The sequence below is a fragment of the Clostridium lapidicellarium genome, from assembly GCF_041224415.1.
GTDB lineage: Bacteria > Bacillota > Clostridia > Clostridiales > Clostridiaceae > Clostridium_B > Clostridium_B lapidicellarium.
Window position 1 is genome coordinate 1 of sequence record NZ_JBGFFE010000020.1, and the last position, 12,788, is coordinate 12,788.

General features: G+C 30.2%; 13 protein-coding genes. All 13 read right to left on the reverse strand.

Annotated elements, in window-relative coordinates:
- Positions 1 to 274: 274 nt before the first annotated feature.
- The gene (locus tag AB8S09_RS11905) at positions 275 to 1,105 is read right to left on the reverse strand and encodes a zinc ribbon domain-containing protein (protein ID WP_294184195.1); all 831 of its coding nucleotides are present in this window, start codon (positions 1,103 to 1,105) and stop codon (positions 275 to 277) included.
- Positions 1,106 to 1,438: 333 nt separating this feature from the next.
- On the reverse strand, positions 1,439 to 1,588 hold the full coding sequence (locus AB8S09_RS11910; protein WP_294184193.1) for a DUF4351 domain-containing protein: 150 nt from the start codon (positions 1,586 to 1,588) through the stop codon (positions 1,439 to 1,441).
- A gap of 26 nt (positions 1,589 to 1,614) precedes the next feature.
- Entirely contained in the window at positions 1,615 to 1,920 is a 306-nt protein-coding gene (locus AB8S09_RS11915; protein WP_369869197.1) for a hypothetical protein, read from the reverse strand.
- Positions 1,921 to 2,309: 389 nt separating this feature from the next.
- Positions 2,310 to 2,498, reverse strand: coding sequence for a hypothetical protein (locus tag AB8S09_RS11920; RefSeq protein ID WP_369869198.1), 189 nt, complete (start codon positions 2,496 to 2,498; stop codon positions 2,310 to 2,312).
- 36 nt (positions 2,499 to 2,534) lie between these two features.
- The gene (locus AB8S09_RS11925) at positions 2,535 to 4,325 is read right to left on the reverse strand and encodes a UvrD-helicase domain-containing protein (protein WP_369869199.1); all 1,791 of its coding nucleotides are present in this window, start codon (positions 4,323 to 4,325) and stop codon (positions 2,535 to 2,537) included.
- Positions 4,310 to 6,391 (reverse strand): ATP-dependent nuclease, encoded by a 2,082-nt coding sequence (locus tag AB8S09_RS11930; protein WP_369869200.1) that lies wholly within the window; start codon positions 6,389 to 6,391, stop codon positions 4,310 to 4,312. The genes AB8S09_RS11925 and AB8S09_RS11930 overlap by 16 nt, the downstream gene beginning before the upstream one ends.
- A gap of 380 nt (positions 6,392 to 6,771) precedes the next feature.
- Positions 6,772 to 6,981, reverse strand: coding sequence for a hypothetical protein (locus tag AB8S09_RS11935; protein WP_369869201.1), 210 nt, complete (start codon positions 6,979 to 6,981; stop codon positions 6,772 to 6,774).
- 33 nt (positions 6,982 to 7,014) lie between these two features.
- Complete coding sequence (locus AB8S09_RS11940; protein WP_369869202.1) at positions 7,015 to 7,515, reverse strand: hypothetical protein; 501 nt, start codon at positions 7,513 to 7,515, stop codon at positions 7,015 to 7,017.
- A 22-nt stretch (positions 7,516 to 7,537) separates the two neighbouring features.
- Positions 7,538 to 8,632 carry a dTDP-glucose 4,6-dehydratase gene (gene rfbB / locus AB8S09_RS11945; protein ID WP_369869203.1) on the reverse strand — a complete coding sequence of 365 codons (1,095 nt, stop codon included), beginning with the start codon at positions 8,630 to 8,632 and terminating at the stop codon, positions 7,538 to 7,540.
- A 30-nt stretch (positions 8,633 to 8,662) separates the two neighbouring features.
- A complete protein-coding gene (rfbA, locus tag AB8S09_RS11950; protein ID WP_369869204.1) occupies positions 8,663 to 9,529 on the reverse strand; it encodes a glucose-1-phosphate thymidylyltransferase RfbA in 867 nt (288 codons plus the stop codon).
- Positions 9,530 to 9,579: 50 nt separating this feature from the next.
- The gene (locus AB8S09_RS11955; protein ID WP_369869205.1) at positions 9,580 to 10,674 is read right to left on the reverse strand and encodes a DegT/DnrJ/EryC1/StrS family aminotransferase; all 1,095 of its coding nucleotides are present in this window, start codon (positions 10,672 to 10,674) and stop codon (positions 9,580 to 9,582) included.
- Position 10,675: 1 nt separating this feature from the next.
- Complete coding sequence (locus tag AB8S09_RS11960; protein ID WP_369869206.1) at positions 10,676 to 11,242, reverse strand: acyltransferase; 567 nt, start codon at positions 11,240 to 11,242, stop codon at positions 10,676 to 10,678.
- 67 nt (positions 11,243 to 11,309) lie between these two features.
- Positions 11,310 to 12,779: a lipopolysaccharide biosynthesis protein gene (locus tag AB8S09_RS11965; protein WP_369869207.1), complete on the reverse strand. Its 1,470-nt coding sequence runs from the start codon at positions 12,777 to 12,779 to the stop codon at positions 11,310 to 11,312.
- Between the last annotated feature and the right edge of the window lie 9 nt (positions 12,780 to 12,788).

The window sequence follows — 12,788 nt, forward strand, 5'->3', positions numbered from 1 at the left end:
TTCCATTTCTTATCTTAAATAACCCTACAGTAATTTTACACTAAGAAAATCTTTAGGAAAATTTCAAAAATCAATCTTAGACCGCCAATTAACTGTAGATATAAAAATTGTCGACCCACGGCAATTTTTACTCTATTGAGGGTCAACATCACAAAATTAATCAAACTACTTATAAAAATATATTCTACTAATATTTAACTATTAGACATATTGATCACCGTTTTTACTGTAACATAAAAACATAACTTCATTTAAAAATTTTAGGAATTCCTATTTAATTAGCAGGTGTAATATTAACTTGACTCAAATTTGCTATATTAATTACATCTCCCTTACTTACATCAAAAGTTACTTCTTTAACTCCGCCAGCATCTCCACCTAGAACTTCATTCACTTTTGGCATACCTGTCTTGTCATATACTATAAAATTTCCACTTCCGCTAGCCGGAGCGGCTTTATATCTTCCTACAGCTATATCTTCACCAGTTTTCCAAACACCACTATATAGAGATAACGGTTTTACCTCAGTTACAAAAGATGATGTTACAGGTTCAAAATGAACTTTATTTATACCTTGAAGCTGTATTTTGTCATTATCTGCTACTTTAGCTCTTACTTTCGGTACTCCCATACCTTCTGCTGTTCCTAATATTTCATTTATTTTCAGATCTCCATCATTCCCGTTTATTGTAAAATTGCCCTGTCCCTCAACAGGAGTGACATCATATAAACCAGCTTGTACATCTTTTCCACCCAAAAATGTACCTGCTCCCAAATCAACAGCTTTCCCCGCAATTTGCCTTTGTTCAACAGTCGGTTCCTTTTTTGTAGAATTAGTTTTTGCATCACTTGACGCACCAGTTGGTTTTGATGTACTACTTTCAGTATTTTGACTTGCAGAATTTGTAGTGGCAGTTTTGTCATCTCCACCTCCGCCTAAAGCAGAACCGATACCACCTATCACTATAATTGCCAATATAAAAGTTATTATTTTATGCCTCATAAAGAAATTCCTCTGATCTTTACCACAATGAGGACATTTTTTTACCCCCTTTGCAATATCAGCACCACAAGCCTTACATTTAGTCATCTTATTGTTCCCCAATATAATTTCCTCCCCATAAATATATTATAATTATATTGTAACAATTTAGTAACAATTTGTCCATATTTAGCTTACCATAAATATACTTCAAAAATCCTTATCTTTTGAATACTTTATCATATTCTCCATGCTGTCTAATGATTCATCATATTAAGTTTCTTGCCCAATTCAAATTTTTTTATCATATCAAAATAAAAATTCCTTATTTCTTTCACTTATTTTGAGCACTTTCATTAATATAGTAGAAATTTGAGAATTAAGAATAGAAATAGAGGAAGATTTTCGGTGGACACAGAAAATCTTCCTCTACTATTAACTCTAAACTGAATTCAACTAGAAATATTTTTCCAAATCCCCTATCTTCCTTATATCAAATATATCCACACCAATGGCTTTAATTTTATCATCAGAGAGGGATTTTATTTTGTTTTCATAGTTCTTTGGCAATCCCCTGTTGTCTTCATTCAATTCTATTTTCCCCATATTTATTCTTATACACCTCCATTACTTCATTGGGATTTACTCTCACCAATACATCCATTATCACTGCATACAACGGATTCTTTATATTTTTTATGTATTCCGACATCCAATTTTCCATCAAATCTATAGGTCTGAAGTAATTTTAAATATCCTGTCTCTCTGTCATCCAGCTGTTTTGACACTAAAATCTGAGTATCTATGTCCGTACCTTTCACATAGTATATGCCGCTTCTGGCTGCTTCTACCCTGACTTTCAATTCATCCCTGAGATAATCAATCAGTTTTCTGGGATATTTGCTGGAAGTAAGTGTTATGGTCATTTCATCTGCCAATCCTATCCACTTCGCCCCGATTTTATTTTATTATATAATGGTCTCCCATGTGCATCAAAATCATGTATCCATGACAAATCTTTCACATCTTCATAGCTTAGTTAATTGTTGTTTACACCCACAGCTTCACCGTTCACTAATGATTTAATTATATCATAATTTCTATTTTGACCACAGCAAAAATTTATGCAATACAGAAACTTAACATAAAAATTCCAGTAAGAATTTTATCTTTACTGGAATCTATTTACTGAACAAGTCTAGTTATTACATTTTAATTTATAACACACATTTGAATTACTAAAAATACAATTTGAATCAATTTTATTAAATTCAGTAGTTTACATATTCAAAATTACATCAAAACTTTTATAAATCCTCTAATTCAGTTAATATATACCCTTAGATTGTTCCTCTTCTCTCACTTTTTCTATACTTACAGCTTTACCTATTTTATCTATGCCTTCTTTTGCCCAATTACGCAAATTTATTTTATTAGAATTTTTATATTCACTTAAAACTTTAATTTTATCTTGATATATTGGTATAATAGATCCCCACCAAGATGTGGGACCCATATTATCATATATATTATTTAGTAATTGTCGATTATTTTATACATATACAACATTAAATCCACAGTTTTTTAATTTCTTCGCATTTTCACTAGAAAGTTCAGGGACATTAATAAATAAATTTTTCTTTGCCCTACTTACAGCTACATAGTACACTCTCTGATTTTCTTGACTTAAGTCAGGATTCAATAAAAATGCTAAATCCTTATCTTCATTAAACTCTTCATCAATTTTGCTTTTAACAATTACCATGACATTATCAAATTCATCACCTTTAGCTTTATGAATTGTTCTATGAAGGCTGTTATCTTCATTTATTTTTATCCATAATACAACATCTGTATATTTAATAGAGTCATAAAATGTCTTTATTCTCCCCTTTGAGATCTTTTTTATATCGAGTTTGATATTATTTTTTAACTTATTATAAAATTCTGTTATACTGCTATTTTTAAATTTATCATAAGTACTTAATAAATTATTTAATGCAATCAAAGCTTTTTTTATGTTTTCTTTATCTTTCTCCGTCCCATAAACTCTGGTCATATTTTTTATAGATTCCTTAAAATTATTCTGTCTTGCATATTCAATAGCTTTTATAACTCTTACAATTTGTTTAGGCCTATTTCCTGATTCTTCATTAATAATTTCATCTACAATATCATTCTTTAAGACACTCTCATCTACTTTAATTTCTTTACTATTTAGCTTCATTTCATTTGAAGTAATATCAGCATAACTTAGAGAATATAAATTTTTACTTTTATCATTTAATATCTTCTTGGCTTTCTTATAAGAGTTTAACTGATTTCCTATTATTATATAAGGTTCGTCTCCTATTTTATTTTCAGGACTTTTTTGATTCAAATCACCTCTTATAATATTTAAAATATTTATGATTTGCCGTGTACTTCTTCTATTATCCTTAATTTCACAGTATTTCATATCTCCTAATGAAAATTTTTGGAATTGAGTTACATCTGCACCTTGAAATCCATATATTGACTGAGCCCAATCTCCTATTATTCCAACTATTGTTTCCTCTTTGCCTAATAATTTTATAATTTCAGTTTGTATAGGATTTGTATCTTGAAATTCATCAATAAAAAAATATGGAAATTTTGATCTTAAAATTCTCAATATTTCGGGATGTTTTTTTATTAATTCATAGCTAAAAAATAAAACGTCATCATAAGTGAGCATTCCATCTTTCCAGTACTGTTTTTTATATTTCAAATAATCTTTTTGATGTCTTGAATAATCGCGAATAAAATACATTTCTTTCTCTTTAATATAATATTTTTTATTATAATTTGCATGCTTTCTAACTTTCAAAACACATTTATCACCTTCCAATTTCCAATATAAATTAACCAAATTTTGCTGAGTTAATTTACAATCGGCCAAAAGATAGTGTAGTTTATGCCCACCGTCTTTTATCCACGCAATCATCTTTCTATAACTAAAAACATTTTCATCATTTACACTCAATTCTTCTATGTTTAGATCATAATCATCTTTTATTAAATGTATATAAGGTTTAATTATATGCTTATAAAGAAAACTATGTATAGTGCCTACTTCAACTTGATCTCCTGTATCCTTAAGTTTATTAATTATGGATTTAACTCCTACCTTAGTATATGTAATACATGCAATTTTCCTGGATTTTTTCAATCTAGCAGATTTATTTAATACATTTTTTATATGATTAACAAGCCACGTTGTTTTACCGGCACCAGGCCCTGCCTCTACCTTAAAATTTGATTCTATATCTATAAGAGAATCCGAACTTATATATTCAAATTTTTGATTTACTTTATTATCCATTCTATAGCCTTCTTTATATATTCAGGAGGTTTAAAGTCAAATTTTTTATTTTTTAAATTATTCTCTAATATATCAGATAACTCCATAGCATTTTCACCTTTCCCTACTGAATTTAAATATTTAGCCGCTATTAAATGTTTTCTCTTTTTTTTATCATCATCCCATGATGAATTAATTATACTATCTTTTATTCTTCTATCTTCACCGCTATTACTAAGCTCGTCCAACATACAAGATAGATCTTTATCTTCATTAAAATATTCAGACAATTTTTCTAATTTTTCTGCATTGCTTATACTATTAGTAATTAAATCTTTACAATTAGGATTAGACAATATTATCTCATATTCAAGAGTCTTTCCCTCTCCTATAATTTGTGTGAAATATTTTATATTATCAGAAATATGACCATTTTTTATTTTATCTTCAAATTCTGTTATAAAATTATTAGAACATGCTTTGTAATCATATTTATCGGTATCTACATTAAGTTCAAAAGGATAGCATTTTTTAAACTTAGCATTCTTTTCAGTTTTACATTTACGTTCGGGATCTAAATCAGTTATACAGGCAACCTTTTTGTCAATTGCCCCTTCACGTTTAGTATTAAATAACTTTAAATAATGTTGAAAATACCTTCCTCCAACATTAATAACAGATATGTGACAATCTTCTAGATTTATCTTAAGACATTTTGCAAATACAGGTATAAGAAGCTGTTCTGCAATTCCTTCTACAAGAATAATTCCCTTAGCAAAAAGCATGTCTGATTTTGTAACATCCAAGAATCTTCTTATATATGACTTAGACTTTCTATCATCTTGATTTGAAATATTAAAAACTTTACCAGGATATCCTATATCTAATTTATGATTATTTGAACTCAACACTATAATCTCATCTAATTCAACTGCTGCTGTAATATTAGGTGAATGTGTGGTTATAAATATTTGTCTTGCATTTTCATGATTATTTTCTCTTAAGAACTTCAAAAACTTATACTGCATAGCTGGATGTAAATGAGCTTCCGGCTCTTCTATAGCTAAAATAGGAAATACCTTTGAATTACTGCCCAAATACTCACCTGATGCATCTTTTTGCATTTTTGCCAATAGAAGTGATATAAAAATCAAATTATTATATCCTAATCCATTGTTACAAACAGGAATTTTTATATCTGACTCATATTTAACTATTAATTGTAATGCTGAATACAATTGAGTGTCTAAAACATTCCCATCAAAATCCAGAATTGATTTATCAAAACTGGCACCCGTTTTATTAGCATATTTCAACATTTCATCTTTTCCAGATTTCATTCTGCCTTGAAGTTGTTTTATTAAACCACCTGCATCACTGGAAAATTGTTTCTTTTTAGAATTTATTTCATTAATTTTTTCATTTTTATCCTTTTGAGAATCATTTTTTATATCATAATCTATAAAGAAATCCAATATTTCTTTTAGAAGTGCATTTTTGCCTGTACATAAATCTCTTTCTACATCTCTTATTGCATCAAGAAACTGAAAATCAAATTTTCTAAGTACTTCACTGTCAACTTCAGTTTTATATTCTGGATCACCGCAGTAAATTTTATAAATATATTTTCTTATAAAATTGTCTTCTATAGCTTTCCAATAAAAATTAACATCTTTACCAGATAACATTAACATAATTCTCTTATAATTTTCTATTTCCTTTTCAGGTAAAAAAAATTCATATGTAAGCTTTGCTTCATACGGGCTGTCTATTTTAGTAAGACATTCTCCTATTGTTGCAAGATCATCAGAATATTTATCTTCATTCTCTGACTCTTTAATAGTTATAGATATTTCTATTTTCGGAGGTTTTTCCCTTAATTTTTCAATTCCTATATATTTATTAAAATCATCAGTTTCCAATTTCTTATGACTATTACAATCGAATACTAATCCTAGTGCCTTTAAAAGATTTGATTTACCTGCATTATTATGTCCAATAATAACATTTATTCCTTCATTAAAGTCAATATTTATATTTTCACCAAATGATCTAAAATTACTAATTTGTATATGCGATATATACATAAAAACACACCTCTATTATTTTTACCCATAATTATATAAAATCAATATCGAACCGGTAGATTCATCAAAGGATTTATCTATGCAGAAAGTATATGGCTTGGATAAATCGATAAGTGAATAACAAATAATATATGTTTCCTCTTTGTCCGGTCATACGGTTTCATTGCACCATAATATCACTTACTGGCTCTCCATAAAGAATAGGTGGCTCTCTGAAAAGAAACATGCGGCCCGCCACCTTGAAATATTCAGACCTAAACCATAATTTATCCTTACATTAAAACAATACTTATTATAGCTTATTTCCAAAAAATGTTATGGGGTCAGTCCCCACGATTTTATATACTCTTCATACCTTCTACAAAGTCTCAGACAACTTTTCACCGTTGAATCCGACAAATCACTTTCTTCCAGATAATCTCTAGCATATTTTTCTCCGCTAGTATATAGTCTATTCCCCGGGATTTCATGGAATTAATTCTGGACATGTCATCTTTTATGGACTTTTCACTTAGAGTACCCAGTGATCTTAGGTATTCTATAAAACCCTCATCTCCATCAAAAGAATACGTACTGCCCTTATCCAACATCTTCATATCTCCTTTTTTTATTGCTGCACCTGTTTAACCTCTGTTCCTGCACAGACTGATTAGCAGTTCCTTTTCTTGTTCACTAATTACCTTTGGATTTAAAGTCTTATCCTTGATTGCCTCCAACTCAGAGCATCCTGATGCAAGTTTTCCATCAAAGTAAGTGTCATCCGCCTTATATGTTGTTAATTTTCCAATTAATTTCCTATCGAATAATAACGGTGCTGTTAATACCTTTGAACGATTTCTATCGCCAATTACCACAACTTCATCTGACCTTGCATCACACTTAAGAGCATTAATTTCACTATCCTGCTGCCCTTTAACAAGTACTTTTTCTATTTCAAAATAAGCCGTAATAAATCTTTTTTGCTCAATATTAGCATTAAAGAATATATAAGATCCCGGAACAATATGCCTTTTTATTATATCTCCATTTTTCCCGCTATTACCATACACAAGCTGAGTAAAATCAGGATCCACATGCCCTTTCTCCGCACATTCTATGCTATAAGTTATCAAAATATGTTCCATACATCTTCCCCCTATTCAAATTTTACTTTTCTTTAACTTCCTTAATGTCTTCTGCATTACTATCAAAGTTTGAATACATCTTTTTATAATACTTCTTATAATTTCCAGACACTATATTTTCAACCCATTTAGTATTCTTTAAATACCAACTAATTGTTTCTTCCATTCCCTGTTCAAAAGTGTATTTTGGTTTCCAACCCAGCTGGGTCCTTATTTTACTACTGTCGATGGCATACCTTCTGTCATGACCCGGTCTATCTTTTACATATTTAATCAATTTCTCCGACTTTCCAATGGTTTCTATAATTAATTTAATTATATCTATATTAGTTCTTTCATTATTCCCACCTACATTATAAACTTGTCCAACTGCACCTTTATGTAAAACCGTGTCAATGGCAGAGCAATGATCTGATACATGAAGCCAATCCCTTATCTGCATTCCATCACCATAAACAGGCAGGTCCTTTCCTCTAAAACAGTTATTTATCATTAGTGGTATTAATTTTTCAGGAAACTGGTATGGACCATAATTATTACTGCAGCGTGTGATATTAACCGGCATGCCAAAAGTTTTATAATAAGCCCGAACCATCATATCAGCACCTGCTTTTGATGCCGAATAGGGGCTGTTAGGCATAAGTGGGGTTGCTTCTGTAAACATTCCTTTTGATCCCAATGTACCATATACTTCATCTGTAGATACCTGTAAAAATTTAGCTTCTGGTTTATATTCCTTATTATATTTATCACAAGAATTAACACTCCAATATTTTTTAGCTGTATCAAGCATAACTTGAGTCCCAAGTATATTGGTTGTTAAAAATATTTCAGGTTCAACAATACTTCTATCTACATGAGACTCCGCTGCAAAATTCACAACATTATCTATATCGTATGATGAAAATATTTCATCGATTTTTGCTCTGTCCCTTATATCAGCCTTTACAAAAACATAATTTGGATTATCTGAAACATCCTTTAAATTATTTAAATTTCCTGCATAAGTTAACATGTCTATATTTATAATTCTATAATAAGGATATTTATCAAGCATAAATCTTATAAAATTGCTTCCTATAAAACCAGCTCCACCTGTAACTAAAATAGTTTTCATTTTATATTCCCTTCCCATATTAATAAACATTTACTCATTTAACAAAGATAAAATATATTGTCCATAATCAGTCATCTTTAAACTTTCACCAATAGCTTTTAACTGATTTCTATTAATAAATCCTCTCCGCCATGCAATCTCTTCTAAACATGCTATATAAAAACCCTGCCTCGATTGGACTGCTTCAACATACTCCGCGGCTTTTAACATTCCTTCAGGTGTACCAGTATCCAGCCATGCCATACCACGTCCCAGTAATATTACACTGAGTTCACCTTTCTTCAAATACACATTATTAATATCAGTAATTTCTAATTCTCCACGAGAAGAAGGCCCAATATTTTTGGCTATTTCTACAACATTATTATCATAAAAATAAAGACCCGGTACCGCATAATTTGACTTTGGTTTATTAGGTTTTTCCTCAATAGAAATTACTTTATTATTTTTATCAAACTCAACTACACCGAAAGAACGTGGATCTTTAACTGGATACCCAAATACTTCTGCCCCGGTATCTAATTTTTTAGCACGGTTAAGTATCCTCGTTAAATTTTGCCCGTAAAATACATTATCACCAAGTATCAAACATACATTATCATCACCAATAAATTCCTCTCCAATAATAAACGCATCGGCAAGTCCCCTAGGCTTTTCCTGAACTTTATATGTAAGTTTAATCCCAAGTATTGAACCATCACCAAGAAGTTTTTTATAAATAGGTGTATCCTGTGGAGTTGATATAATAAGTATATCTCTGATACTTGCCAGCATAAGAACAGATAACGGATAATAAATAAGTGGCTTATCATATACTGGCAGAAGTTGTTTTGAAACAGCATGTGTCATTGGATATAAACGTGTCCCCTTCCCCCCTGCCAAAATTATCCCCTTCATTTTCATATCCTCCAATCTACAATAAAACTATTAACAATCTTTAAAATAAATTATTTATCCAAAATAATATCACAGATTCTATCAACATCCTCTAAACTAAGATCAGCATAAAGAGGCAGTGCAAGTACTCTATCTGATATGTATTTTGCTACGGGCGTTTCCCCAATATCAAATCTATCTCTATAGCATTCAAATCTGTTGGTAAGTGGATAAAAATATTTACGTGCAAATATTTTCTGTGTTTTTAACTTTTCAAATACTTCATTACGATTTAATTTATACCCATCAAATATTACAGGAAAATATGCATAATTTCTTTTTACCCCCCTTTGAGGTTTACACAGCTTAATTCCTTTAATATCACTCAATCTTTCAGTATATCTTTCTACTACGGATTTTCTCTTTGCAATTTCACTATCAACATGACGAAGATTGCAAATACCCATAGCCGCTTGAAACTCATTCATCTTTGCATTGCCACCTATGTACCCAACAGATTCACGACTGGTAATTCCAAAATTTTTTAACTGATTCAATTTCTTATATAATTTTTCATCATGAAAAATTACAGCCCCGCCTTCAATAGTATTAAAAACTTTTGTAGCATGAAAGCTAAACATAGCTGCATCACCAAAATTAGCAATACTTACACCATTAACTGTTACACCAAAAGCATGAGCAGCATCATATATAACCTTTAAATTATGCTCTTTCGCCAATTTTCCGATTTTCTCCACATTACAAACATTTCCATAAACATGTACTGGAACAATAGCAGATGTTTTTTCATTTATCAGATTTTCTAGCTTGTCCACATCTATAGTATAATCTTCAGGGTTAATATCACAAAACACCGGTTTTAATCCATTTCTCACAATTGCATGAGTGGTAGAAGCAAAAGTAAAAGGTGTAGTTATGACTTCCCCTGTAAGGTTAAATGCTGCAATTATGTTTTCCAATGCAAGATGTCCATTTACAAAAAGAGCAATATTAGAAACATCTAAATACTTCAGCAATTCTTTTTCCAACTGCTTGTGTTTTACACCCATGTTAGTCAGCCAGTGGTTTTTCCACAAATCTTTAATTTCCTCAACATACTCTTCAAAACCCGGCATTGAAGAACGAGTTACTTGAATTGGATTCATCTTAATTTAAAGCCTCTTTTCTAAATTCTTTTTCTAACTTTAAAAGCTTTTTACTTCTATCTTTTATTTTTTTAAATGGAACTCCAACATTTATACTCCATGGTTCTGAACTCCTATTAATAAAAGTCATAGAGCCAAATGCAGCACCCTCTTTCAGCACAACTCCAGGTAACACTACACATCCAGAACCAATTATAACATGTTTTTCAATAACAACTTTTTCACTTTGAATATTTTTAAACTTATCAGGTATCATAGGATTCGTCATAGTATCTCCTGAATAATCATCATTTATTGAATATATTGATACTCTCGATGAAATATTTGCAAAATTATGTATATTAATTCCTTTATCACCACCATATAAAGCAGTATAAGCTGCTATATGTACATAATTGCCAATAGTAATCTTTCCACTAAGTATACAAAAATCATCTATTCTAACATTATTCTCAATGTTTATTTTTTCTGAACCATAAATACTTACTTTACGGCTGATTAAAACATTGGTTCCAATACTAGCCAAACCCAATTTATTTAATTCATCAAAAGTATAAAAACTATTCAAATTTTTTAATACCTCCATTTTAATAAATTATCTTATATCTGTTAAACCAACAATATAATTATTCCATCTATATTTTCAACTTACTATCTCTCTTTTTTTTATAGATGTCTTTAAATGTTTTTAATAAATATGTATAACATTCAAGCTTAAATACCTTTGCCAGTATTATATATATAATGATCCCCAAAGATACTTGAATTACCAAAGTCACTAATGGCATCATATGAAGCCATTTAAGATTATAAACAACAGCACCCATTATCAAAGACAATAATAATGAAGACATTATATCTTTCAGTTGTTCTTTATAACTATAATTAAGCAATTTTAAATTTGGATAAGCATTTACAAATGTGGAAATTATTCCACTAACCAATGTTCCTATAGCAATAGCATAAATACCAAAGTGGATAGATATCACCAATATTGTAAGTCCTATAATCTTTTTTATGACCTCCAATTTTAAAAAAATGTCACTGCGTCCTAAGGCATTAATTGCTTGTAAATTTGCAGTATGTATAGGCCATAAAGCATATGAAGCACAGAAAATCTGCAAAAAAGGAACACAAGGCAGCCATTTATCCGTCAATAAGATTTTAACTAAAGGTTCTGCAGTAACAGCTAGTCCACACATCATGGGAAAAAGTACAAAGGAACTTGTAACAATTGAACGTCTAACCATATCTTTAATTCTTTTTCTATTATCCTGCTCCGAAGCCAAAGCAGGCAGCATAACCGACTGTATCGAACCATTAATATTTGAAACAATAACTTTAGGAAATTGATCTCCCCTATTATAAAATCCTAACATAGAAGGGTTGTATATTTTGCCTATAATCAAACTCTGCAAATTCATATAGAGATTATCAATCAATGAAGAAACCAGCAACTTCCATCCATATGAAAATAGTCCCTTTACTCTTTTGAAAGAAAATATCAGCTTAGGTCTCCATTTTACTGTAAACCACATAATTACAGTAATCATAAATTGATTGGTTAACTGCTGTACCACAAGTGCCCACACTCCTAAACCCATATATGCCAATACTATTCCAACTATTCCTGACATCAATATTGCTCCTAAACTACTATAAAAGAGCAATTTAAATTGCATATTCCTAGACACTACAGCATTTTGGATGGAATTAAATGCTCCAAAAAATAGTGTAATAGATAATATTCTAAGTACTAATGTAATTTGATGAATATTATAAAAATCAGCTACAAGCGGTGCTGTGAAAAAAAGAACTATATATAACAAGCTAGCCACTAATAAACTTAAATAGAATATTGATGAAAAGTCAACTTCATCAGCATCTTTTTTCTGAATAAGTGCAGTGTTAAATCCACTTTGTACAAATACATTAGCTATGATAATAAATATTGATATAAGTGCAACTATCCCATAATCATTTGGTACAAGTAATCTAGCCAATATTATTTGAACTATGAATTGTATTCCCTGTGTTCCGCCTCTCTCCATGAGTTTCCAAAACAGAGAGGAAATAACTTTTGATTTTGTAGTTTGAATTTTCATAATGCCTTT